Source organism: Streptomyces sp. WMMC1477, assembly GCF_027460245.1.
In the GTDB taxonomy this organism is placed as follows: domain Bacteria; phylum Actinomycetota; class Actinomycetes; order Streptomycetales; family Streptomycetaceae; genus Streptomyces.
Genome location: NZ_JAPZBD010000003.1, coordinates 5,086,361 through 5,109,728, shown reverse-complemented (window position 1 = coordinate 5,109,728; position 23,368 = coordinate 5,086,361). Strand labels below are relative to the sequence as shown.

The following is a 23,368-nucleotide window of genomic DNA, read 5'->3' as shown; positions in this document are numbered from 1 at the left end:
GGGTCGGGCGCTACAGGGCCAGCAGGGCACGGTCCAGGACGCGCACGCCGAAGTGCAGGGCGTCGGCGGGGACGCGTTCGTCCACGCCGTGGAACAGCGCGCCGTAGTCGAAGCCCACCGGCAGCCTCAGCGGCGAGTAGCCGTACCCGGCGATGCCGAGGCGGGCGAACTGCTTGGCGTCGGTGCCCCCGGTCAGACACCACGGGACGGCGTGCGCGCCCGGGTCGTGGTGTTCGAGCGCCTCGCACAGCACCTCGAACGTGCTCCCCTCCACCGGGGCCTGGAGCGGGATCTCGCGGTGCCGGAACTCCCAGTCCACGCCGACCCCGGTGAGCTCGTCCAGTGTGCGGACGAACTCCTCCTCGGCACCGGGCAGCATCCGCCCGTCCACGTGGGCGCTCGCGTTGCCGGGGATGACGTTCACCTTGTAGCCGGCGTCCAGCATCGTCGGGTTGGTGCTGTTGCGCAGGACGGGGCGCACGAGGTCGCCCGCGGTGCCCAGGGCGTCCAGCAACGCGTCCAGGTCGACGCCGGGCGCGTCCAGGTCGCCCGGGTCCACGCCGCGCAGGGCGGCCAGCCGGGTGAGCGCCGCGCGCGTGGTGGGTGTGAGCCGCACCGGCCAGCGGTGCTCCCCGATCCGGGTGACGGCGGCGGCGAGCCGGGTGACCGCGTTGTCCGGGTGGATCTTCGAGCCGTGCCCGGCCTTGCCGCGTGCGGACAGCCGCATCCAGGCCGTGCCGCGTTCCCCGGCGCCGACGGGGTACAGCCGCAGCCCGTCGTCGGCGTGGAAGGTGAAGGCGCCCGACTCGCTGATGCCCTCGGTGCAGCCCTCGAACAGGTCCGCGTGCTGCTCGGCGAGGAAGCCCGCGCCGTACTCGGCGGTGTCCTCCTCGTCGGCGGTGAAGGCGAGCACGATGTCCCGCCGGGGGCGCACCCCGGCCCGCGCCCAGGCCCGCGCGACCGTGAGCACCATGGCGTCCATGTTCTTCATGTCGATGGCGCCCCGGCCCCACACGCAGCCGTCCCGCAACTCGCCGGAGAACGGGTGCACCGACCACTCCGCCGGGTCGGCGGGGACGACGTCGAGGTGGCCGTGCACCAGCAGGGCGTCGGCCGAGGGGTCGCTGCCCGCGATGCGGGCGACGACGTTGGTGCGGCCCGGCGCCTTCTCCAGCAGCTTGGCCTCGATGCCGGCGTCGGCCAGCTTCCCGGCGACGTACTCGGCCGCCGGGCGCTCGTGGCCCTCGCCGCCGCCGCGGTTCGTGGTGTCCATGCGGATCAGCTCGGCGGTGCCGGTGACCACTTCGTCCAACGCCCGGGCGTCGATGTGCCGGCTACCGGTCGTCTGCTCAGCCATACTGCTCCTCCACCGCCGCCGAGACGACCGTCGTGACGGCCTTGAAGCAGCGGATGCCCTCGTACATGGTCGGGGAGGTGTACGCGACGCGCCGCTCCCCCGTCTGCCGGACGCCGGGCACCACCGTGGCCGCACCGGCCAGATGCTCGGCGTCGAACTCCAGGACCACCTCGTGCTCGGTGACGACCGGTGGCTGCCGCACGGCGAGCGCCGCCGCCTCCCGGGCCGCCGCGCGGATGGCCGCGGCGCTGCGCGCGGGCGGCAGGCACACGGCCGCGTAGCGCGACACGTACTCCTTGACGGCGGCGGTGCGCGCCCGGGGGGCGTACCCCTTGGCGTCCTCACAGGCCTTGTCGTCCCCGGTGACGAGGACGACGGGCACCCCGAACTCCGCGCACACCAGCGCGTTCAGCAGGCCCTCGCTCGCCCGGGTGCCGTCGACCCACACGCCGGTGACGGAGTTGGCGAGGTAGGTGTGCGCGAGGACGCCCTCGGCCCCGGCCGCCGCGTGGTAGCCGACGAACGCCACGCCGTCGACGTCGCCGCGCTGCACGCCCTCGACCATCGACAACGCCTTGTGTCTCCCGGTGAGCATCCGGGCGCGCTCGTCGAGCTGCTCCAGCAGCAGGTTCCGCATCGTCCAGTGCGCCTCGTTGACGAGGACGTCGTCGGCGCCGCCGTCGAAGAAGCCGGCCACCGCGGCGTTGACGTCACCGGTGAAGACCGGCCGGTGCCGCTCCCACTGGGCGTGGCCGGGCAGCACGTCGTCCGGCCAGGTCACGCCGGTCGCGCCCTCCATGTCGGCGCTGACGAGGATCTTCATGGCGGGCCACGTTACGCGCCCGTCCGCCGGCGGGGAAAGACCGGCGCCGACGGGCCGGGCGCGCCGCGACCGTCCGGCTCCCCGAGAGTGCCGGACTCAGCTCTCCCGGCCGAGGACGAGGTACTGGGCGGGCAGTTCGACCGGCGAGCCGTCGGGTTCGGTCTCGGTGGTGGTGAGCGGAACCGGACCGCTGTCGAGCAGCCCCAGCCCGGCCGCCGCGAACAGCTCGGGCACCTGCTCGTCGGCCATGGCCATCGGGGCGATGCCGTGCTCGAACACCGCGGCCAGGCTGGCCGGCGGGCCGCCGGGCCGCTTCATGAGCCCGAGCAGCGTGTCCTTGGCCGCCGCCGAGGGCTCGACGACGAAGGCCCGGCCGTGGTCGCCCGCCAGCCGGGCGACGGCCGCGGCCATGCGACCGCGGTCCTCGGGAGTGCACTGGTGGATCACGCCGCGTACGTAGACGTGGCTGTCGCCCAGTTCGGCGTGGAGGCGCTCGGCGGCCTTCGGGTCGGTGAGATCCTCGGCCCGGAAGTCCACCGCGGCAGCGCCGGGCAGCCGGCGGGCGAGGGTGACCGCCGCCGGGGATATGTCGATGCCCAGCACGGGCGTGTAGAACCGGGAGAGCGCCACGCTGTGCCGGCCGTTTCCGCAGCCGAGGTCCAGCACCGGCAGCTCTCCGGTGAAGTGCGGGGCGAACAGCGGGCGGTGACGCTCGACGGCCGCCTCGGGCGCGGCGTCCCAGAAGACACCTCCCGGTACCGGTGGAGCCTCCCGCCAGAACTCCTCCCAGGCCCCGCCCTGCTCGGCGTTCGCATGCTCGGATGCCGTCATCTCGCTCCCAGGTTCCGTCGTCAGGGACGCTCCAGCGCCGACTCGCACCACACCGTCTTACCCCGGGCGGTGGGGCTCGTACCCCACCGCCCGGCGAGTTGGCCGACGACGTGCAGGCCGCGACCGGCGTCGGCCTCCGGCTCCGGGCCCAGGAGCCGCGGCGGGGCCGGGTCCTCGTCGGAGACCTCGCACAGCAGCGCGTCGGTGCGCACCAGCCGCAGCTCGACGCGCGCGGTGTGGGCGTGCCGGACCGCGTTGGTGACCAGCTCGCTCACCAGCAGCTCCGCGGTGTCCGTGACGCCCGGAGCTCCCCAGCGCGCCAGCTGCCCGCGGACGAGGGCGCGGGCCCGCCCGGGCGCGCGGTGGTCCGCGGCGAGGTCGTGGACGGCCACGTCCCGGCCGCCGATTCCGTTGAGCCGGGTCATGAGCAGCGCGACGTCGTCACGCCGCCCGCCGCGCTCGGTGGCCGTCGCGGTCGCGAGGGTGCGGATGATCGTGTCGCAGGCGTCGTCCATGGACGCGGCCGGGTGGGCGGCCGACTCGCACAGCGCGGCCAGCCCGGCGCCGATGTCCTGGCCGCGCACCTCGACCAGTCCGTCGGTGCACATGACCAGCCGGTCGCCGGGTTCGACGGCGAACTCGGCGGTCTCGAAGGCGACACCGCCGACCCCGATGGGCGCCCCCGTGGGGAGGGCCAGCAGTTCGCTGCGGCCGTCGGCGGCGCGTACCAGTACGGGCGGGAGATGCCCGGCGTTGGCGATGCGCAGCCGCGAGCCGATCGGGTCGTACACGGCGTACTGGCAGGTCGCCAGGTGGGTGTCGCCGAGCCGCCGGGCGAGGTCGTCGAGGTTGCGCAGGAGCTGGGCGGGCTCCAGGTCCAGCCCGGCCATCGTCTGCACGGCGGTGCGCAACTGGCCCATCATGGCGGCGGAGTTCAGCCCGTGCCCCATGACGTCGCCGACGACGAGGGCGGTGCGCGAGCCGGGCAGCCGGATCGTGTCGAACCAGTCGCCGCCGACGCGGCCGAGCCGGGTGCCGGGCAGATAGCGGGTGGCGGTGTCGCAGCCGGGCATGCGCGGGGCGATGCGCGGCAGCATGCTGTCCTGCAGGGTGTCGGCGACGTTCTCCTGGTGGGTGTACATGCGGGCGTTGTCGAGCACGAGCCCCGCGCGGGCGGCGAGTTCGGCGCCGGTGACCCGGTCCATATCGTTGAACTCGGCGCGTCCGCGGTGGCGCAGGAGGATCATGAAGCCGAGGACGACGCGGCGGGCCATGAGCGGCACGACCAGCATCGAACGGTCCGTGATGAGCGGACGGATGTCCCGCTTCTCGAACTGCGAGGCGATGGCGTGGCCCATCGCCTCGTCGATGTGGGGGACGAGGACGGGCTCGCCGGTCGTCATGCAGCGGAAGAACGGGGTCTCGGCCGGGAACGCCATCGTCTCCCCGACGGGGACGACGTCGTCCCAGCGCCCGGGCGCGTCGGTGTGCTCCAGGGCCACGCGGTGCCACACGGTGCTGGTGTCGGGGACGCCGTCGGGGAAGCCCTCCCCCGCCACGACCTGTTCGCGCAGGTAGGTGCCGGCGACGTCGGTGAAGCGCGGAACGACGGCGGCGCTGACCTCCTCGATGGTGCGGGCCAGGTCGAGGGAGCTGCCGATGCGGCCGCTGACCTCGTTGAGGAACTCCAGCCGCTCGCGGACCGCGACGTGTTCGAGATCGGGAGCCGCCGTGTCAGCCGCCGTGTCCCCCGGCGCGCCGGCGCCGTCCGGCACCGGCGCCGCGGGGGCGGCGTCGGCCGCGGCCCTGGCCCGTAGGCGGCGCCCGGCCCGGCGCGGCACACCCCAGTCGGGGGTGACCGGCACCCGCTCCTGCCGGTTGAGCTCCAGCACCGGATAGCCCAGCTCCAGCACCTGCGCGACGACGCGGGCGCTCTCCTGCGGGCTCATGCTCGGCAGGATCTCGGGCAGCCCGGCGGCGAGCCGCGCGGAGCCGGAGAGCTCGGTGTGCCGTGCGGTCCCGGGCACGACGTGCCGGGCGTCCTCCTCGGTCGCGCCCAAGGCGTCGGTCCCGGTGGCGAGGACGAGGAGCCGGCCGGAGCCCGGGCCGACCAGTGGGTAGGCCCACCACAGCACGTCGCACGCGGCGCCTCCCGGACCGGGGCCGCGGGAGGCGCGGCCGGTGGTCGCGTGGCCCGCCGTGTCGCCCCGGAGCCCCGCCTCCCAGCCGCGGTCCCCGAACGCCCCGAAGACGGGCATGAGTTCGATGGCGGGCCTGCCCACCGCCTCCGCCCGGGCCGAAGAGCCGCCGGGCGCCGGTACTCCAGTGCGAGATCACGCCCCGGTCGTCCACGACCACGACCGCCAGGGGGACGCGCCCCGGCACCTCCGGCTCACCCACGGAGGCCGGGGTGCGTGCTCGCTCGTGCTCCATGGGCTGCGGGTCTCCTTCCCTGCGGGCGCCTCCCACGGTAGGGGCCCGCGGGCCGCCCGCGCCGGTCAACCGGCCGAAAGGACCAGCAGAAACGGTCCGCTGGGGCCCGGGAAGCGACTCAGGGCTTGCGCGCCACGCCGCAGTAGAAGGCGACCTCCTCCGGCTCGCCGCCCGCCGAGGGCTCGGGGCGCCAGCGGGAACACGACACGACGCCGGGCTCCAGCAGCTCCAGTCCCTCGAAGAAGCCGGCGATCTGCTCGGGGGTGCGCTGCTTGAGCTTCGGCGTACCCACGGAGTTCCAGAACTTCACGGCCTCGTCGACGTCGGGGAAGCCGGGGGCGGTGATGGTGTGGGAGAGGAGGAGGTGGCTGCCGGAGGGGACGGCGTCCATGACCCGGCGCACGATGCGGTACGCCTCCTCGGTGTCGTCGACGAACATGGCCACGCCGAGCAGGATGACGGCGGTCGGCCGGCTGAAGTCCAGCGTCTTGGCCGCCTGCTCGAGGATCGACTCGGGCTCGTGCAGATCGGCGTCGATGTAGTCGGTGACGCCCTCGGGACTGCAGGTGAGCAGGGCGCGGGCGTGGGTCAGCACGAGCGGGTCGTTGTCCACGTACACGATGCGGGACTCGGGGGCGACCCGCTGGGCGACCTCGTGAGTGTTGTCGGCGGTGGGCAGCCCGGTGCCGATGTCCAGGAACTGACGGATGCCCACCTCCCCGGCCAGGTGCCGGACGGCGCGGCCGAGCAGCGCCCGGTCCGCCCTGGCGTAGTCGAGGATGCCGGGGTGCAGACGGCGTATCTCGTCGCCCGCGCCGCGGTCCACCTCGTAGTTGTCCTTGCCGCCCAGCCAGTAGTTCCACATCCGGGCGGAGTGGGGCACGGTGCTGTCGATCCGCGGCATTCCGGGCATGGCGGTGGACGCGTCGTCGGTCATGGGAACTCCGCGAAGTGAGCCGGTTGGTTGAGGTCCCAATCTAGACGGGAGGCGGCCCGGGCACGAGAGCCTGGTGGATCTTGCCCCACCGAATCCGACTCCGCTGCTTTTCGCGCCCGTTCGGCGGGCTCGTCGCTCGGGGGCGAACCCGGCGCCGATCGCGTCCGCGCGCCCGTCCGGTGCACGTCCCGCCGCCCACCCGGCACCCGTCCGGCACCGCCCGCGCGCCGCGGCTCCCGCACGCCCTCGCGCGGGGGCCGGGGCGGCGTGGGATCAGCTCACCGCGGAGTCGAGCCGGGCGAGCATGTCGTCGTAGATGCGGCCCAGCCCCTTCGGCGCGAAGGTCCGCTCGAAGAAGCCGCCGATGCCGCCGGCACCCTGCCAGGTCGTCTCGACCGTGACGCGGCTGGCGCCCTCGGCCGAGCCGGGCGTGACGGTCCAGGTGGTGACCATGGAGGAGTTGCGGTCCCGCTCGACGAGGCGGCCCCCGGTGGGCTCGTCGACGTCCAGGAGGCAGTCGCGCACCCGCTTGCTGGTGGCCTGGAGCCTCCAGTGCACGACCGTGCCCTTGCCCGTGCCGCCTTCGCGCACCGCGTACTCGCTGAAGTGGTCGGTGAGGATCCGCTCCCGGGTGCCCGCGTAGTCGGCGAGGGCCGCGAAGACGGCGTTCGGGTCCGCGGCGATCTCGCGCTCCCTGCCGACCTCAACCTGAGCCATGACTCCTCCTGCTGCTTGTCGCGTGGGGGCGGCTGCTGCCGCCGTGACCATCCCACCACCGCGCGGCGGGGGCACCAAATCGCGGTTGACCGGACGGATGGGAACAGGTGTTCTATTCTTGAACCGGGGGCGAGACGAGGAGGCAGCCATGCGCTGGGATCACCTGGGCGAGGACGGCCCGGCCGCCCTGTTCGGCACGGACACGGTCGTCACCCGGACGTTCGACACCCCCGAGTTCCGCGGCATCACGTTCCACGAGGTGCGCGCCCGCTCGATCGTCAACCGGGTGCCGGGCGCCTCCCGGATGCCGTTCGACTGGACGGTGAACCGTTCCTATTCAGTGAGCAGGAGTGAGTCTTGGACCCAGACTTGGTCACTGCGGACATCCCGAACGGTCTTGGGTGTCCTGGTCGCCCGCGTTCGCTCCGCGTCCGGTGGCACGCATCGTGTGCGTGGTCCGGGAATGCGGGGGCGGGTTTCCTCACGCCCTCGGTCACGGTGCCCGGCCTGGGCGGTCCGATGCCCACGCATGATCGCTGCCGCCGGTGCGGGCCTGAGTGAGGGGCACGGTCTGGACTGGCGGGATCGTCCACGACGCGGTCAGGTACCAGCGTCCGCGCTCCACGTCCAGGTGGATGCGGTAGGCGACGGCACGGTTCGCGGCCACGCGGTCAGCCCACTGATCGCCCCGGTGGTGGAAGTGCACGGTGCCGATGAGGACGTACCGGCCGTGCCTGGCGTTGGCCAGGTGCGCGAGCGGCGTCGGCAGCTTGATGCTGACCTGGCCGTCCGGGGTGACGCGGATCGTTTCGTTGCCGAAGCGTTTGCCGGACTCGCCGTCAGCGGCGAGGAACCAGCGTTCGGCTTCCCAGCGCTGCCGCCACGCATCCTCGGTGAGCCGCGCGGCGTCGAGGTTATGCCGGTTGCGGGCCAGCTTCTTCCCGCCGCGTACGACGCGGACACGCCCCGTTTCACGGTCGGCCTGCTCACGTTCCAGCCGGTCTTCCAGCAGGTGCAGGCGCCGTGTCTTGACGAACCACTCCTGTTTCGTGCGGTATCCGCCGGCGCCCGTTTTCGTGCCCTTATCCCCGACCGGCAGTGACAGGCGGTGCGCGACCGTGCGGATACCGGCCTCCAGGCCCTGGATGTGCGCCAGCTGGGCCCTGCGGGACAGCGCCCACTGATCGTGCGTGGCCTTCGTGATGCTCCCCGCCCAGCGCGAGGAAGACTCCTCAGTCAGCTCCCGCTTACAGGCCGCCCACGTCTCGGTGGAGTGCTCCAGTCCGTCAGCACACCTGCGCCCCAGATCCTTCGACGCCAGCGAGCCGAGGTGCACGCCCACGGCCCGCAGCACCTTGTCATCGTCGGCAGTCAGGCCCTTGAGCCGGGTGCGGATCGCTACGCCGGACGGGCCGAGAGTGACGAATGGCGCGGCGATCGGGCGGAGGTCAGCCGTGTTCGGCGGCCTCCAGTGCCTTGCGGGCGCGCATCTTCGCTGACCTGCGCCCGTACAGGCGGGCGCAGAACGACGTCAGCACCTCCACCATGTCCCGCACCAGGTCGTCTGCGACCTGGCCGTTGTCCAGCACCAGCAGGCGACGGCCCGTCGCGGACAAGGCGGCCTCGACAAGCTCGACGTTCATCCGGCCGAGCCGGTCCTTGTGCTCCACCACCACGCAGGTCACGTTCGGGTCGGCCAGCAGACGCCGGGCCTTGGAACGGCAGCCGTTCATCCCGGAAGCGGTCTCCGCCTCAACACGAACGACTCGGTGACCGCCCTTCGCTGCCCACGCCGACAGCCGAGCGACCTGGCGTTCCAGATCGGTCTTCTGATCGCGCGAGGACACGCGGGCATACAGGCCCAGACCCCGCCGATGGCCTCGGGCGTGGTGTTCGCCTCGATGTTCACCAGGATCGTGCGTGGCCCGACCCGCTGAGCCGGTACCGGCAACGTCCCCTCACGGAACCAGCGATACGCGGTCTGCGGATGCACGCCCTGCGTCTTCGCCCAAGAGAGCTCACACATGGACGACCACGGGGACGACTTCGGCCCGTGGGGGTGGGAAGAGGGAGGCCATGCCGTTCGTCGGACCGAGGATGAATGGCTGACCATCGCGCGGTACGTCCGGCACGCCGCGAACAAGCTTGGGCCGGATCTCCCGCTGTGCCTCCCCGGCGAACCGAGGGAGTGCGGGCGAACCGCGCAACAGCACGTGATCGCGTGGGCCGCCCACCTCCGGGCGGTTTCCCACCACCTGATCGAACAGGCCACTCCGAGCAAGGCCAGGGGTGAACACGCAATCGGCCCGCTGTACCAACGTCGCCTTGCTGAGCTGCGCGCGCAGACGGCCCCGGTGCCCGCCCCTCGCTGACCGTGGGCGCGACGGCTCGTATCCCGCCCGGGCGTTCCGCCGAAGCGCCGCGACAAGGAGTTACCGACTGGTCGGTAACTCCTCTTCCGCTCCGCCGGGGATTGTGCTGACATCGTGTCTACTCGCACTCCCGGCGAGCCTCCCCCGGCTTACGGGCCGGGGTACCTCAGAGGAGCCTTCATGACCGTCGCCCCCAGCGCCACGCCGCAGTCGTCACCGGGTTCGGTGATCCGGGTCAGCCCGGAGCCCGGGGCCGCTGTCGACGTCGTCTACGAGCGGCGCGGCAGCGGCGAGCCGATGCTCCTGCTGCACGGCATCGGCCACCACTGGCAGGCCTGGGAGCCGGTGCTCGACGCCCTCGCCGCCTCCTACGAGGTCACCGCCATCGACCTGCCGGGCTTCGGCGCCTCGCAGGGTCTTCCCCCCGGTCACCCGTACGGCGTCGCCACGATGGTGCCGGTCCTGGCGGAGATCGCCCGCGCTCTGGGCATGGAGCGGCCACACGTCGTCGGCAACTCGCTCGGCGGACTGCTGGCGCTGGAGCTCGGGCTGCACGGCCACGCCCGCTCGGTGACGGCCCTCTCCCCGGCCGGGTTCTGGAACGAGCCCGAGCGGCGCTGGGCCTTCGGGGTGCTCAAGGCACTCCGGCTGGGCACCGAGAGCATGCCCGAGGGCCTCGTGCGGCGCCTGACGAACTCCGTCGCCGGGCGGGCGGCGCTCGTCGGCTCCATCTACCACCGCCCCGGCCGCCGCGCGCCGGAGGCCGTCCGCGCCGAGGTTGCGGCCCTGCGGGGCGCCGTGGGCTTCGCCGACACCCTCGCTGCGGGCCGCTCTCCCGAGGCCCACTTCACCGGCGACATCACCGATGTTCCGGTCACCGTGGCCTGGGGCGACCGGGACCGGCTGCTGGTGCCCCGGCAGGGGGTGCGGGCCAAGCGGGCGCTTCCCGACGCCCGGCTGGTACGGCTGCCCCGCTGCGGCCACGTCCCGATGAGCGACGACCCCGCGCTCGTCGCCCGCGTCGCGCTGGACACCGCCGCCCGGGCCTGACGGTTTCCGGCGGGGCCGCGCCCCGCCGGAAAACCCGGTTGGCACGGCCACGGTGCGAGGGCATGCTGGCCCCGTGCTGATCAGGGAAGCGACCGAAGAGGACTGGCCCGCCATGTGGGCCTTCATGCGCGGCATCGTCGAGGCGGGCGACACCTACTCCTACGACCGCGATCTGACGGAGGAGGCGTGCCGGGAGCTCTGGCTCGTCCCGGAGCCCGGCCGGGCGTTCGTCGCCGTGGACGAGGACGGCAAGGTGCTGGGCACCTCGAAGGTGGCCCGCAACCAGGGCGGCGGCGGCGCACACGTCGCCAACGGCAGCTACATGGTGGACCCGGCCCACCACGGCCGCGGGGCGGGCCGCGCCCTCGGCGCGCACTCGCTGGAGTGGGCCCGCTCGGCCGGCTTCCGCGCCATGCAGTTCAACGCCGTCGTCTCGACGAACACCCGGGCCGTGGCCCTGTGGCAGGCGCTCGGCTTCGAGATCATCGCGACGCTGCCTGGTGGCTTCGAGCATCCGGAGCAGGGCTTCGTCGACCTCCACATCATGTACCAGCGGCTCTGAGGCCGCGGGCGCCGGCCCGGCCAACGGCGCCGGGTCGCGGTGGGCCGGGCGGCCGTCCGCGCGTCAACGCCCTGCCGGCCCGGCCGGTCGCCGCCGCGCTCGGCGGTCCCGACCTCGCCCTGCCCGCCGGCGAAGCCGTCGCCCGCCGCCGAGCCCCCTGTCGTCCGTGCCCGGCGGCGGACGGAACGGCCACGGCTACAGCGCGCGCAGTGCCTCCGCGGCCGCCGGGCGCAGGGGCGGATGGTCCAGCGCCGCGGTCAGCAGGGGGCGGGCCACCGGGTCACCGAGAGCGGCCAGCCCCTCCACGCACGCCCGCGCCACCGGCCAGTGCCGCTCCGGCCCGGCCAGCAGCCTGCGCAGCACCGCCGCCAGCGTCGGAACGGACTCCGGCGCCCGCAACCGCGCCAGCAGCCGCACGGGATGAACGGCGTACGCGGTCCGCAGCTCGTTCCCGGCCAGCGCGGCGGCGGCGCGGGCGGTGCGCGGGTCGCCGAGCCGGAAGAGGCCCTCGGCCGCCGCCGCGCACCGCTGCGGGTCCCGGTGGTTCAGCAGGAAGACCAGCGTCTCGAAGGCCCGGGGGTCGCGGGCGCCGGCCAGGGCGCAGGCGGCCATCTCCTGTTGCCACAGCGGCCGTCCGGTCTCCGCCAGGACGGCCGCGAGCGCGTCCCGTGCGCACACGTCCCGCCGTCCGGCCTCCGCCTCCCCCCTGCCGTCCGCCGGCGACACCGCGGCGGCCAGCTCCAGCAGCCGGTCCCGCTCCGGCCGGTCGGCCTCCGCCGTCACGCGGTGCGCGATGGCCCGCAGCGTCTCCTCCACGTCCCCGCCCTCTCCCCGGCTCCGCGCCCGGTCTCGTCCCGCCGCTCTCCCACGCCGCCTGCCGGGCGTCCCGGCCCGTGTCGCGTGGGTGTCCGGCACGTGTCACGCACCACACAGGATCGCGCGCCACACCCTCTGGTGTTCTGGTTACCCGCCGGTTAGCCTGCTCATCAGAGCGGGAAGACCGCTCAGGCGGTCTGGTGACGCAGCCGCCGAGAGTGTCAGTCGGTTCAGCATCCGTACCCCGGTACGCAGTGCGGCTCCGGCCCCGGGACAGGGCCGTGCCGACTCCTTCGTTCCGCCACGCCCACACCGTGCGCACCTCTTCCGGGCGGCCCCACCGGCCCTCCCCGGGGCGCCGGTCGTTCCGTGGCGGCCCACACCTCCTTCTCGTCGTCACCCCTGGAGTCCCGTGATGGACCGTCCCTTCCTGAGCACAGTCGCCGTCGTCGGCCTCGGCACGATGGGCACCGGAATCGCCGAAGTCCTGGCCCGCGCGGGCCGGGAGGTCATCGGCATCGACACCAGCGACGAGGCCGCACGCCAGGCCGTGGCCACGCTGGAGGCGTCCACCGCCCGCGCCGTGGCGCGCGAGCGCATCACCGAACAGGAGCGGCAGGACGTCCTGACCCGCTTCCGCACGTTCACCGAGCTGCGGGCCGCGGCCGAGGCCGACCTCGTCATCGAGGTCGTCCCCGAGGACTACGAGCTCAAGCACGCGGTCATCCGGGGACTCGACGAGGTGGTGAAGCCGTCCGCCATCCTCGCCACCGGCACGAACGCGCTGTCCGTCACCCGCCTCGCCGCGGACTCCGCCCACCCCGAACGCGTTCTGGGCCTGCACTTCTTCAACCCCGCCCCGGCGATGAAGCTCGTCGAGGTCGTCTCCTCCGTCCTGACCTCGCCGGAGGCCGTCGACGCGGTGACCCGGCTCGCGCAGGAGCTGGGCAAGGAGCCGATCAAGGTCGGCGACCGCCCCGGCTTCGTCGCTGACGGCCTGCTGTTCGGCTACCTCAACCAGGCCGCCGCCATGTACGAGTCGCAGTACGCGACCCGCGAGGACATCGACGCCGCGATGAAGCTCGGCTGCGGGCTGCCGATGGGGCCGCTGGAGCTGCTCGACCTCATCGGCGTCGACACCGCCCGCACCGTCCTGGAGGCCATGTACGCCGAGTCCCGCGACCGGCTGCACGCCCCCGCGCCCGTCCTCGGCCAGCTCAGCCGGGCCGGGCTCACCGGGCGCAAGGCCGGACGCGGCTTCTACACCTACGACGCCCCGGGCAGCGCCACGGTCGTCCCCGACGCCCTCACCCCCGACGCCGGAGCCCAGCGCGGCACCGCCCGCGCGGTGGAGAAGGTCGGCGTCGCGGGCTCGGGCACCATGGCCAGCGGCATCGCCGAGGTCTTCGCCAAGGCCGGCTACGAGGTCGTCCTGATCGCCCGCAGCCAGGAGAAGGCCGAGAAGGCCACCGCCCGCATCGCCGCCTCCCTGGACCGCTCGGTGAAGAAGGGGCGGATGGGCCAGGAGGACCGGGACGCGACCGTCGCCCGCGTCACCCCGGCCGGCACCCCGGACGCCCTGACCGACGTGGACCTGGCCGTCGAGGCCGTCGCCGAGGACCTGGGCGTCAAGCAGGAGCTGTTCGCCACCCTGGACCGCGTCTGCAAGCCCGGCGCCGTCCTGGCCACCACGACCTCCTCCCTGCCCGTCGTCGCCTGCGCCCGCGCCACCAGCCGCCCGCAGGACGTCATCGGCATGCACTTCTTCAACCCGGCCCCGGCGATGAAGCTCGTCGAGGTCGTCCGCACCGTCCTGACCGACGACGACGTCCACGCCACCGTGCGCGAGGTCACCTCCCGCGTCCGCAAGCACCCCGTGGACTGCGGCGACCGCGCCGGGTTCATCGTCAACGCCCTCCTCTTCCCGTACCTGAACAACGCGGTGAAGATGCTGGAAGAGCACTACGCCTCCCTGGAGGACATCGACGCCGCGATGAAGCTCGGCGGCGGCTACCCGATGGGCCCGTTCGAACTCCTCGACGTCGTCGGCCTCGACGTCTCGCTGGCGATCGAGCAGGTCCTGCACCGCGAGTTCCGCGAGCCCGGGCTGGCCCCGGCCCCGCTCCTGGAGCACCTGGTGGCCGCCGGCTGCCTGGGCCGCAAGTCCGGCCGCGGCTTCCGCGAGTACGCCCGTCGGTGAACGTTCCGAACGGATGGGGCGGGCTGCTGGACCCCGGCTCCGGCGGCCCGCCGCACCCGAACAGCGGCCCGTGTAACGTTCCCCACATGTCGCAGCCTGCCAAGACCGTTCGAACGACCGCACGAAGCTCCGCTTCGTCCCAGCGCCTCAAGATGCGCCGGGAGCTGGCTGCTGCCGCGATGGAGCTCTTCGCCACCAAGGGGTACGCGGAGACCACCGTCGACGAGATCGCCGCCGCGGCCGGTGTGGCCCGGCGCACCTTCTTCCGCCACTTCCGCTCCAAGGAAGAGGCGATCTTCCCCGACCACGACGACACCCTGGAGCGCGCCCGCGCCGTCCTGGACGCCGCACCGCCGCACGAGAACCCCCTCGACACGGTGTGCCGGGGCATCAAGGAGGTCATGCGCATGTACGCGGCCTCCCCCGCCGGCAGTGTGGAGCGCTACAAGCTGACCCGCGAGGTACCCGCGTTGCGGGAGCGCGAGATCGCCTCCGTGGCCCGCTACGAGCGGCTGTTCACGCGCTACCTGCTCGGCCACTTCGACGAGGCCGCGCACCACGACGGCGACGACGACCCGCTGCTGGCCGAGGTCGCCGCGTCGGCCGTCGTCACCGCGCACAACCACGTCCTGCGGCGCTGGCTGCGCTCGGGCGCGCAGGGCGACGTCGAGGCGCAGCTCGACCGGGCGTTCGCCATCGTCCGGGAGACCTTCGGCACCGGGTTCGGCGCGAGCCGGGCCACGGGCCAGCCGGCGCGCGAGGCCGAGTCGGCGGCGGCGACCGCCACGTCCTCCGGGGACGTGCTGGTCACCGTGGCGCGGACGGACGCGCCGCTGGCGGAGATCATGCGGACGATCGAGGCCGCCCTCCGCCCGGAGTAGCCCGGGGCCCGGCCCCGGGGTACTCCGCCCCCGGCTCCCCGCCGGAGGCCCGCCCGACGCGGGCCTCACCGCCCCCCCCGGCGGGCCCGCCCGTGGCCGTTCGGCCGTCCGCCCTCCGCCGCCGGGTGTGCCCCGGTCCCGCCCCTTCCCGAAACCGGGGCCCCAGCCCCGGACCCCGCTCCGCCCGCGTGGGCGGCCCGACGCGGACCGCGTCCGGCGCTTTCCCGAGCCCCCTCACGCCCCCGGCCAGGAGGCTGCGCCCCCGCGTGCCCGTGATGGGCCCGCGGCTCCGCGCCCAGAAGGGTCCGGGCTGCGGCGGCCTCCACCAGAGCCGATGCGCGGCCCGGCGGACGCCCCGGCTGCGGGAAGAGGCGGGACTGGGGAACCCCGTGGCGGGGCCAATGGCGGGCACCGGAAAGAAATGGCACGGGGTGTCTTGCGGGGTGGCACTGCGTGTCATACGGTGGGCGGCACACCGGCACTGTCCCTGCGGCCACACCCCATCCGCGTGCCGGAAACTGCCTGCGTCACCAGGCACAACGCTGAACCGACGGCGTCCCCCTCGCGTTCTCGCACCACACGCTTCGCCGGAGGCATACCGTGACCAACCCCATTCTCGACGCGATCGTCTCGCCGGACAGCACCGCCGAAGACTTCGCCGCACTGGAACTGCCCGAGTCCTACCGCGCGATCACCGTGCACAAGGACGAGCAGGAGATGTTCCACGGCCTCGACAGCCGGGACAAGGACCCTCGCAAGTCGCTGCACCTCGACGACGTGCCCGTCCCGGAACTGGGCCCCGGCGAGGCACTCGTCGCGGTCATGGCCAGCTCGGTCAACTACAACTCGGTGTGGACCTCGATCTTCGAGCCCGTCTCCACGTTCAGCTTCCTGGAGCGCTACGGCCGCGTCTCCCCGCTGACGAAGCGCCACGACCTGCCGTACCACGTCATCGGCTCCGACCTCGCGGGCGTCGTCCTGCGCACCGGCCCGGGCGTCAACGCCTGGACCCCGGGTGACGAGGTCGTCGCGCACTGCCTGTCCGTCGAGCTGGAGTCGGCCGACGGCCACAACGACACGATGCTCGACCCGGAGCAGCGCATCTGGGGCTTCGAGACGAACTTCGGCGGTCTCGCGGAGATCGCCCTCGTCAAGTCCAACCAGCTCATGCCGAAGCCGCAGCACCTGAGCTGGGAGGAGGCCGCGGCTCCGGGCCTGGTGAACTCCACCGCCTACCGCCAGCTGGTCTCGCAGAACGGCGCCGGGATGAAGCAGGGCGACAACGTCCTGATCTGGGGCGCCAGCGGTGGCCTCGGCTCCTACGCCACCCAGTTCGCCCTGGCCGGCGGCGCCAACCCGATCTGCGTCGTCTCCAGCGAGGACAAGGCGGAGATCTGCCGCCGCATGGGCGCCGAGGCGATCATCGACCGCAAGGCCGAGGGCTACACGTTCTGGAAGGACGAGAACACCCAGGACCCGCGCGAGTGGAAGCGGTTCGGCAAGCGCATCCGTGAGCTCACCGGCGGCGAGGACATCGACATCGTCTTCGAGCACCCCGGCCGCGAGACCTTCGGCGCCTCCGTCTACGTCACCCGCAAGGGCGGCACCATCACCACCTGCGCCTCGACCTCGGGCTACATGCACCAGTACGACAACCGGTACCTGTGGATGTCCCTGAAGCGGATCGTCGGCTCGCACTTCGCCAACTACCGCGAGGCATGGGAGGCCAACCGGCTCATCGCGAAGGGCAAGATCCACCCGACGCTCTCCAAGACGTACTCCCTGGAGGACACCGGGCAGGCGGCCTTCGACGTCCACAAGAACCTCCACCAGGGCAAGGTCGGTGTGCTATGCCTGGCCCCCGAGGAGGGCATGGGCGTCAGCGACCCCGAGACGCGGGCGAAGCACGTCGACGCCATCAACCGCTTCCGGAACGTCTGAGAAGAGACGCCACCACCATGACTGAGCGTCAGAACACCAGCGCGCGCCCCCAGCGCGACCGCCCCTGGCTGATGCGCACCTACGCCGGGCACTCGACCGCCGAGGCGTCGAACGAGCTGTACCGGCGCAACCTCGCCAAGGGCCAGACGGGGCTCTCGGTCGCCTTCGATCTGCCGACGCAGACCGGATACGACCCGGACCACGTCCTGGCCCGCGGCGAGGTCGGCCGGGTCGGGGTGCCCGTCGCGCACGTGGGCGACATGCGGAGGCTGTTCCAGGACATCCCCCTGGAGCAGATGAACACCTCGATGACCATCAACGCCACCGCCATGTGGCTGCTGGCGCTCTACCAGGTGGTCGCGGAGGAGCAGGGCGCCGACATCGGCAGGCTCCAGGGGACGACGCAGAACGACATCGTCAAGGAGTACCTCTCGCGCGGGACGCACGTCTTCCCGCCGGGGCCCTCCCTGCGGCTGACCACCGACATGATCACCTACACGGTGGCGAACGTCCCCAAGTGGAACCCGATCAACATCTGCAGCTACCACCTGCAGGAGGCCGGGGCCACACCGGTACAGGAGATCGCGTACGCGATGTCCACGGCGATCGCCGTCCTGGACGCCGTGCGCGACTCCGGCCAGGTGCCGCCGGAGCGGATGGGCGACGTCGTGGCCCGCATCTCCTTCTTCGTCAACGCCGGCGTGCGGTTCGTCGAGGAGATGTGCAAGATGCGGGCCTTCACGCGCATCTGGGACAAGATCACCCTTGAGCGGTACGGCGTCGAGAACCCCAAGCAGCGCCGCTTCCGCTACGGGGTGCAGGTCAACTCGCTCGGGCTGACCGAGGCGCAGCCGGAGAACAACGTCCAGCGCATCGTCCTGGAGATGCTGGCCGTGACGCTGTCGAAGGACGCGCGGGCCCGTGCCGTGCAGCTGCCGGCCTGGAACGAGGCGCTGGGCCTGCCTCGCCCCTGGGACCAGCAGTGGTCGCTGCGCATCCAGCAGGTGCTCGCCCTGGAGAGCGACCTGCTGGAGTACGACGACATCTTCGCCGGCTCGCACGTGATCGAGGCCAAGGTCGACGGCCTGGTCGAGGAGTGCCTGACGGAGATCGACCGCATCCAGGAGATGGGCGGCGCGATGGCCGCCGTCGAGTCCGGCTACCTCAAGTCGCAGCTCGTCTCCTCGCACGCGGAGCGGCGGGCGCGGATCGAGTCGGGCGAGGAGAAGATCGTCGGCGTCAACTGCTACGAGGGCACCGAGCCGAGCCCGCTGACGGCCGACCTCGACACCGCCATCATGACCGTCGACCCGGCGAACGAGGCCCGGGTCATCGAGGCGCTGGGCGCCTGGCGGGACGGCCGGGACGAGCCGCGGGCCCAGGAGGCGCTGGCGGCGCTGAAGAAGGCCGCCGCCGGGGACGTGAACCTGATGCCGGCCACCGTCGAGTGCGCCCGCGCGGGTGTGACGACGGGTGAGTGGGCCTGGGCGCTGCGGGACGTCTTCGGGGAGTTCCGCGCGCCGACGGGCGTGAGCAGCGCCCCGGTCGCCGTCAGCGCCGAGGAGGGCTCCACGCTCGCCGAGGTGCGCCGCAAGGTGGACGTGACGGCCCGGGAGCTGGGCAGCGGACGGCTGCGGCTGCTGGTCGGCAAGCCGGGTCTGGACGGCCACTCCAACGGGGCCGAGCAGATCGCCGTGCGCGCCCGCGACGCCGGTTTCGAGGTCGTCTACCAGGGCATCCGGCTCACCCCGGAGCAGATCGTCTCGGCAGCCGTCGCCGAGGACGTGCACTGCGTGGGCCTGTCCATCCTCTCCGGCTCGCACGCCGAGCTGGTGCCCGACGTCCTGGACCGGCTGCGCCGGGCGGGCGCGGGCGACATGCCGGTCATCGTCGGCGGCATCATCCCCTCCGCCGACGCCACCGCCCTGCGGTCCGCCGGTGTGGCGGCCGTCTTCACGCCGAAGGACTTCGGCATCACGGAGATCATCGGCCGTATCGTCGACGAGATCCGCATCGCGAACCAGCTTGACCCCCTGGAGGTCCCCGCATGAGCACCCCCGTCAACCGTCTGCGTCCGCGCCGGTCCTGCCTGGCGGTGCCGGGCAGCAACCCGCGCTTCCTGGAGAAGGCGCAGGGCCTCCCGGCTGACCAGGTGTTCCTGGACCTGGAGGACGCCTGCGCGCCGCTCGCCAAGGAGGGTGCCCGGCACAACATCGTCGATGTCCTGAACACCGGCGACTGGAGCGGCAAGACCCGTGTGGTGCGCGTCAACGACTGGACGACCCACTGGACCTACCGGGACGTCGTGACCGTCGTCGAGGGCGCGGGCCCCAACCTCGACTGCATCATGCTGCCGAAGGTGCAGGACGCCACCCAGGTGAAGGCGCTGGACCTGCTGCTGACCCAGATCGAGAAGACGATGGGCTTCGAGGTCGGTAAGATCGGCATCGAGGCACAGATCGAGAACGCCAAGGGCCTGGTGAACGTCGACGAGATCGCCGCCGCCTCGGAGCGGCTGGAGACCATCATCTTCGGGCCCGCCGACTTCATGGCCTCGATCAACATGAAGTCGCTGGTCGTGGGCGAGCAGCCGCCGGGCTACCCGGCCGACGCCTACCACTACATCCTCATGCGGATCCTCATGGCCGCCCGCCACCACGACCTGCAGGCCATCGACGGCCCCTACCTGCAGATCAAGAACACCGACGGCTACCGCGAGGTGGCCGGGCGTTCGGCGGCGCTGGGCTTCGACGGCAAGTGGGTACTGCACCCGGGCCAGGTCGAGGCGGCCAACGAGATCTACTCGCCCTCCCAGGAGGACTACGACCACGCCGAGCTCATCCTGGACGCCTACGAGTACCACACCTCCGAGGCGGGCGGGAAGAAGGGCTCGGCCATGCTCGGCGACGAGATGATCGACGAGGCCAGCCGCAAGATGGCGCTCGTCATCGCGGGCAAGGGCCGGGCCGCCGGCATGACCCGTACCAGCAAGTTCGAGGCACCGGAGGCGTAAGCGATGCAGTTCGGCCGTACCTACGAGGAGTTCGAGGTCGGTGCCGTCTACAAGCACTGGCCGGGAAAAACGGTCACGGAGTACGACGACCACCTGTTCTGTCTCCTGACCATGAACCACCACCCGCTGCACATGGACGTCAACTACGCCGAGAAGACGACGGACTTCGGCAGGAACGTCGTGGTGGGCAACTACGTCTACTCGCTGCTGCTCGGCATGTCGGTTCCGGACGTCTCCGGCAAGGCCATCGCCAACCTGGAGATCGAGTCGCTCAAGCACGTGGCCCCGACCTTCCACGGGGACACGATCTACGGCGAGACGACGGTCCTGGACAAGACGCCCTCGAAGTCGAAGTCCGACCGCGGCATCGTCCACGTGGAGACCAAGGGCTACAAGCAGGACGGCACCCTCGTGTGCGTCTTCCGCCGCAAGGTCATGGTGCCCACCGCCGAGTACATCGAGAAGCGGGGCGGTGAGCAGCCGGGCCGCCCGGAGCTCGTCGAGCGCGCGAAGGACGGTAAGTGACATGGGGCGCCTCGCGCAGACCGAGGGTCTGACGGACATCCAGCAGGAGATCGTCTCCACCGTCCGCGGTTTCGTGGACAAGGAGATCATCCCGGTCGCGACCGAGCTGGAGCACAAGGACGAGTACCCCACCGAGATCGTCGAGGGTCTCAAGGAGCTGGGCGTCTTCGGGCTGATGATCCCCGAGGAGTACGGCGGCCTCGGTGAGTCGCTGCTGACCTACGCCCTGTGCGTGGAGGAGATCGCCCGCGGCTGGATGAGCGTGTCGGGCATCATCAACACGCACTTCATCGTGGCCTACATGCTCAAGCAGCACGGCACGCAGGAGCAGAAGGACTACTTCCTGCCGAAGATGGCCGCCGGCGACATCCGCGGCGCCTTCTCCATGTCCGAGCCCGCGCTCGGCTCCGACGTCTCGGCCATCTCCTCCAAGGGCGTGCGGGACGGCGACGACTACGTGCTGACCGGTCAGAAGATGTGGCTGACCAACGGCGGTTCGTCCTCACTCGTGGCGGTGCTGTGCCGCACCGACGAGGGCCACCCCGAGGGCACCGCCCCGCACAAGTCGATGACGACGTTCCTGGTGGAGAAGGAGCCCGGGTTCGGCGAGGTCAAGCCGGGGCTCACCATCCCCGGCAAGATCGACAAGATGGGCTACAAGGGCGTCGACACGACCGAGCTCATCATGGACGGGCTGCGGGTCCCGGCCGACCGCGTCCTGGGCGGGGAGACCGGCCGCGGTTTCTACCACATGATGGACGGCGTCGAGGTCGGCCGCGTGAACGTGGCCGCGCGCGGCTGCGGAGTGGCCCAGCGCGCCTTCGAGTTGGGCATCGACTACGCGCAGCAGCGCAGCACCTTCGGCAAGCCGATCGCCCAGCACCAGGCCATCCAGTTCAAGCTGGCCGAGATGGCCACGAAGGTGGAGGCCGCGCACGCCCTCATGGTCGGCGCCGCCCGCAAGAAGGACTCGGGGCAGCGCAACGACCTCGAAGCGGGCATGGCCAAGTACCTGGCCTCGGAGTACTGCAAGGAGGTCGTCGAGGACGCGTTCCGCATCCACGGGGGCTACGGCTTCTCGAAGGAGTACGAGATCGAGCGCCTCTACCGCGAGGCCCCGATGCTCCTGATCGGTGAAGGTACGGCGGAGATCCAGAAAATGATCGTCGGGCGTCGCCTCCTGGAGGAGTACCGGCTCCAGGGTTGAGTAACGTCTGACCCCGGCTTGGGCGGTTTCCTCCGTGAGGGAGGTCACACGCCCGGGCCGGGGTTTCGCGTTTCCCCCGCAACTCCGGCTTTCCCAGTTGCCGTCACATGCCGATACCATGCCAACAACAGCCGTGGTCCACCGTATCTGCGCGGCGCCCTCCCGCTACGAAGGTCATCCATGCCCCACCGCTCACCCTCTTCTTCCCGTGGCCGTGTCCGCATCGCACGCAGAGCGTCGCCATGGCTCCTCCCGACGGTGGCCACGGCCGCCGTCAGCCTCGCCGGGGCCGGACGCTCCGGCAAGGCCCGGGCCGTGGCCGTACCGGCCACCGCGCTCGCCGCCGGCATGCTGTGGTTCTTCCGGGACCCGGAGCGGGACATCGCACAGGGGCGGATCATCTCGCCGGCCGACGGCGTGGTGCAGAGCATCATGCCGTGGCAGGACGGCCGGACGCGCGTGGCGATCTTCATGAGCCCGCTGAACGTCCACGTGAACCGCGCCCCGGTGGCCGGCACCGTGACCTCGGTCGAGCACGTCCCCGGCGGCTTCGTCCCGGCGTTCAACAAGGAGAGCGAGCACAACGAGCGGGTGGTGTGGCACTTCGACACCGAGCTCGGCGACCTGGAGATGGTGCAGATCGCCGGCACGGTGGCGCGGCGCATCGTCCCCTACGTGCCCGAGGGCACCAAGGTCGAGCAGGGTGAGCGGATCGGGCTGATCCGCTTCGGCTCGCGGGTCGACGTCTACCTGCCCGAGGGCATCGAGGCGGCCGTCGAGGTGGGTCAGACCACGACCGCGGGGGTGACACGTCTTGACCGCGACTGACCAGGACGCCCTGGGCGCACCGGCCGGCTGGGGCCTGGACGAGGACGAAGCCGACGAGATGCCGCTGTCCACCCGGCTGTCCATCGCGGACACCCTCACGCTGGGCAACGCCACCTGCGGCTTCATGGCCGTGTACTTCACCACCACCGGCGTCCTCATCCCGCATCTGACCGGCAACGGAGACGGTGGCATGGCGCGCTCGAGCGCCGCTACAGCCGTGATGCTCATGCTGATGGCGTCGATCTTCGACCTCTTCGACGGCATCGTGGCGCGCAAGCTGCGCGCCTCGGCGATGGGCGCCGAGCTGGACAACCTCTCCGACCTGATCAGCTTCGGCCTGGCCCCGGCGTACTTCGTCCTGGTGTGGGGCATGGTCGCCAGTGACGCACACCAGCACGTGTCGGCACTCGCCGCGATCGTCGTGCTGCTGGCCGTGGTGCTGCGCCTGGCCCGCTTCTCCTGCGTCACCCTGCGTGACGGCATCTTCCAGGGCATGCCGTCCCCGTTCGGCGCCCTGACGGTGGTCTCCATCGTGCTCCTGGAGCTGCCCTTCGTGCCCACGCTCCTCGCGATCATCGGCACCGCCTGGCTCATGGTGAGCCGGGTGGAGTACCCGAAGCCGCGCGGCAAGCTGGCCGTGGGGATGCTGAGCTGGATCGTCCTCGCGATGGGCATGCTGGCCGCCTGGGCGCTGGACTCCCCCGGCGGCGAGCTGCTCCTCCAGACGGGCTGTGCGCTGCAGCTCGTGCTGGGCGCGGTCATCCCGCTGTTCGCGACGGCCCGGCGGGTGAACACCTTCCGCTACAACCGCCGCGAGGCGAGGGCCGGGCTCGGCGCCCGCCCCTGAGCCGGCCGGAACGCGCGGGTGGCCCGTG

17 protein-coding genes and 4 pseudogenes are annotated in these 23,368 nt (G+C 72.2%); 12 read left to right on the top strand and 9 right to left on the bottom strand.

The genetic code is table 11. The features are described from left to right. Positions 1 to 10: 10 nt before the first annotated feature. From O7609_RS22355 to O7609_RS22330, 6 genes and pseudogenes are all read right to left on the bottom strand, one after another. Positions 11 to 1,357, bottom strand: a complete 1,347-nt coding sequence (locus O7609_RS22355) for a M20/M25/M40 family metallo-hydrolase (protein ID WP_269744118.1) — start codon at positions 1,355 to 1,357, stop codon at positions 11 to 13. Continuing rightward, entirely contained in the window at positions 1,350 to 2,180 is an 831-nt protein-coding gene (locus O7609_RS22350) for a M55 family metallopeptidase (protein WP_269735208.1), read from the bottom strand. The genes O7609_RS22355 and O7609_RS22350 overlap by 8 nt, the downstream gene beginning before the upstream one ends. A gap of 96 nt (positions 2,181 to 2,276) precedes the next feature. Continuing rightward, on the bottom strand, positions 2,277 to 3,011 hold the full coding sequence (locus O7609_RS22345; protein ID WP_269744117.1) for a class I SAM-dependent methyltransferase: 735 nt from the start codon (positions 3,009 to 3,011) through the stop codon (positions 2,277 to 2,279). A 20-nt stretch (positions 3,012 to 3,031) separates the two neighbouring features. Beyond that, positions 3,032 to 5,444 (bottom strand): annotated as a pseudogene (locus tag O7609_RS22340) (SpoIIE family protein phosphatase). A 118-nt stretch (positions 5,445 to 5,562) separates the two neighbouring features. Beyond that, positions 5,563 to 6,381, bottom strand: a complete 819-nt coding sequence (locus tag O7609_RS22335; RefSeq protein WP_269744116.1) for an SAM-dependent methyltransferase — start codon at positions 6,379 to 6,381, stop codon at positions 5,563 to 5,565. 273 nt (positions 6,382 to 6,654) lie between these two features. Further along, positions 6,655 to 7,098, bottom strand: a complete 444-nt coding sequence (locus O7609_RS22330) for an SRPBCC family protein (protein WP_269735212.1) — start codon at positions 7,096 to 7,098, stop codon at positions 6,655 to 6,657. 148 nt (positions 7,099 to 7,246) lie between these two features. Between O7609_RS22330 and O7609_RS22325 the strand changes: the two are divergent. Next, positions 7,247 to 7,426, top strand: a pseudogene (locus O7609_RS22325) (Rv2578c family radical SAM protein); the annotation flags it as partial. Between the two features lie 5 nt (positions 7,427 to 7,431). On the opposite strand, the pseudogene O7609_RS22320 reads toward O7609_RS22325, so the two are convergent. Both O7609_RS22320 and O7609_RS22315 read right to left on the bottom strand, forming a co-directional pair. After that, positions 7,432 to 8,536 (bottom strand): annotated as a pseudogene (locus O7609_RS22320) (hypothetical protein). A gap of 10 nt (positions 8,537 to 8,546) precedes the next feature. Then, positions 8,547 to 9,124, bottom strand: a pseudogene (locus O7609_RS22315) (IS607 family transposase). Positions 9,125 to 9,650: 526 nt separating this feature from the next. Here O7609_RS22315 and O7609_RS22310 point away from each other — a divergent pair. Both O7609_RS22310 and O7609_RS22305 read left to right on the top strand, forming a co-directional pair. Continuing rightward, positions 9,651 to 10,520 carry an alpha/beta fold hydrolase gene (locus tag O7609_RS22310; RefSeq protein WP_269735214.1) on the top strand — a complete coding sequence of 290 codons (870 nt, stop codon included), beginning with the start codon at positions 9,651 to 9,653 and terminating at the stop codon, positions 10,518 to 10,520. A 73-nt stretch (positions 10,521 to 10,593) separates the two neighbouring features. Beyond that, the gene (locus O7609_RS22305) at positions 10,594 to 11,082 is read left to right on the top strand and encodes a GNAT family N-acetyltransferase (protein ID WP_269744115.1); all 489 of its coding nucleotides are present in this window, start codon (positions 10,594 to 10,596) and stop codon (positions 11,080 to 11,082) included. A 195-nt stretch (positions 11,083 to 11,277) separates the two neighbouring features. Here the strand turns inward: O7609_RS22305 and O7609_RS22300 are convergent, their stop codons facing one another. Then, positions 11,278 to 11,898, bottom strand: coding sequence for a HEAT repeat domain-containing protein (locus tag O7609_RS22300; RefSeq protein ID WP_269735216.1), 621 nt, complete (start codon positions 11,896 to 11,898; stop codon positions 11,278 to 11,280). 415 nt (positions 11,899 to 12,313) lie between these two features. Between O7609_RS22300 and O7609_RS22295 the strand changes: the two genes are divergently transcribed. The 9 genes from O7609_RS22295 to pssA all read left to right on the top strand — a co-directional run bounded on the left by O7609_RS22295 (position 12,314) and on the right by pssA (position 23,340). After that, on the top strand, positions 12,314 to 14,098 hold the full coding sequence (locus O7609_RS22295; RefSeq protein WP_269744114.1) for a 3-hydroxyacyl-CoA dehydrogenase family protein: 1,785 nt from the start codon (positions 12,314 to 12,316) through the stop codon (positions 14,096 to 14,098). 86 nt (positions 14,099 to 14,184) lie between these two features. Further along, positions 14,185 to 14,979, top strand: a complete 795-nt coding sequence (locus O7609_RS22290) for a TetR family transcriptional regulator (protein ID WP_269735218.1) — start codon at positions 14,185 to 14,187, stop codon at positions 14,977 to 14,979. Between the two features lie 600 nt (positions 14,980 to 15,579). Next, a complete protein-coding gene (ccrA, locus tag O7609_RS22285) occupies positions 15,580 to 16,920 on the top strand; it encodes a crotonyl-CoA carboxylase/reductase (RefSeq protein ID WP_269735219.1) in 1,341 nt (446 codons plus the stop codon). Positions 16,921 to 16,937: 17 nt separating this feature from the next. Further along, on the top strand, positions 16,938 to 18,971 hold the full coding sequence (locus O7609_RS22280) for a protein meaA (protein WP_269735220.1): 2,034 nt from the start codon (positions 16,938 to 16,940) through the stop codon (positions 18,969 to 18,971). After that, positions 18,968 to 19,933, top strand: coding sequence for an HpcH/HpaI aldolase/citrate lyase family protein (locus O7609_RS22275; RefSeq protein ID WP_269735221.1), 966 nt, complete (start codon positions 18,968 to 18,970; stop codon positions 19,931 to 19,933). Before O7609_RS22280 ends, O7609_RS22275 begins: the two co-directional genes overlap by 4 nt. Positions 19,934 to 19,936: 3 nt before the next feature. Next, a complete protein-coding gene (locus O7609_RS22270) occupies positions 19,937 to 20,458 on the top strand; it encodes a MaoC family dehydratase (protein ID WP_269735222.1) in 522 nt (173 codons plus the stop codon). Between the two features lies 1 nt (position 20,459). After that, the gene (locus O7609_RS22265; RefSeq protein WP_269735223.1) at positions 20,460 to 21,665 is read left to right on the top strand and encodes an acyl-CoA dehydrogenase family protein; all 1,206 of its coding nucleotides are present in this window, start codon (positions 20,460 to 20,462) and stop codon (positions 21,663 to 21,665) included. A gap of 180 nt (positions 21,666 to 21,845) precedes the next feature. Then, positions 21,846 to 22,493 carry a phosphatidylserine decarboxylase gene (locus O7609_RS22260; RefSeq protein WP_269744113.1) on the top strand — a complete coding sequence of 216 codons (648 nt, stop codon included), beginning with the start codon at positions 21,846 to 21,848 and terminating at the stop codon, positions 22,491 to 22,493. Positions 22,494 to 22,551: 58 nt separating this feature from the next. Beyond that, complete coding sequence (pssA, locus tag O7609_RS22255) at positions 22,552 to 23,340, top strand: CDP-diacylglycerol--serine O-phosphatidyltransferase (protein ID WP_269737158.1); 789 nt, start codon at positions 22,552 to 22,554, stop codon at positions 23,338 to 23,340. Positions 23,341 to 23,368 lie beyond the last annotated feature (28 nt).

Excerpts from the sequence above, each read along its gene's own strand:
- O7609_RS22355 (WP_269744118.1), bottom strand. The coding sequence starts at position 1,357 with ATGGCTGAGCAGACGACCGGTAGCCGGCACATCGACGCCCGGGCGTTG.
- O7609_RS22350 (WP_269735208.1), bottom strand. The coding sequence starts at position 2,180 with ATGAAGATCCTCGTCAGCGCCGACATGGAGGGCGCGACCGGCGTGACC.
- O7609_RS22345 (WP_269744117.1), bottom strand. The coding sequence starts at position 3,011 with ATGACGGCATCCGAGCATGCGAACGCCGAGCAGGGCGGGGCCTGGGAG.
- O7609_RS22335 (WP_269744116.1), bottom strand. The coding sequence starts at position 6,381 with ATGACCGACGACGCGTCCACCGCCATGCCCGGAATGCCGCGGATCGAC.
- O7609_RS22330 (WP_269735212.1), bottom strand. The coding sequence starts at position 7,098 with ATGGCTCAGGTTGAGGTCGGCAGGGAGCGCGAGATCGCCGCGGACCCG.
- O7609_RS22310 (WP_269735214.1), top strand. The coding sequence starts at position 9,651 with ATGACCGTCGCCCCCAGCGCCACGCCGCAGTCGTCACCGGGTTCGGTG.
- O7609_RS22295 (WP_269744114.1), top strand. The coding sequence starts at position 12,314 with ATGGACCGTCCCTTCCTGAGCACAGTCGCCGTCGTCGGCCTCGGCACG.
- O7609_RS22290 (WP_269735218.1), top strand. The coding sequence starts at position 14,185 with ATGTCGCAGCCTGCCAAGACCGTTCGAACGACCGCACGAAGCTCCGCT.
- O7609_RS22280 (WP_269735220.1), top strand. The coding sequence starts at position 16,938 with ATGACTGAGCGTCAGAACACCAGCGCGCGCCCCCAGCGCGACCGCCCC.
- O7609_RS22275 (WP_269735221.1), top strand. The coding sequence starts at position 18,968 with ATGAGCACCCCCGTCAACCGTCTGCGTCCGCGCCGGTCCTGCCTGGCG.
- O7609_RS22270 (WP_269735222.1), top strand. The coding sequence starts at position 19,937 with ATGCAGTTCGGCCGTACCTACGAGGAGTTCGAGGTCGGTGCCGTCTAC.
- O7609_RS22265 (WP_269735223.1), top strand. The coding sequence starts at position 20,460 with ATGGGGCGCCTCGCGCAGACCGAGGGTCTGACGGACATCCAGCAGGAG.
- O7609_RS22260 (WP_269744113.1), top strand. The coding sequence starts at position 21,846 with ATGCCCCACCGCTCACCCTCTTCTTCCCGTGGCCGTGTCCGCATCGCA.
- pssA (WP_269737158.1), top strand. The coding sequence starts at position 22,552 with ATGCCGCTGTCCACCCGGCTGTCCATCGCGGACACCCTCACGCTGGGC.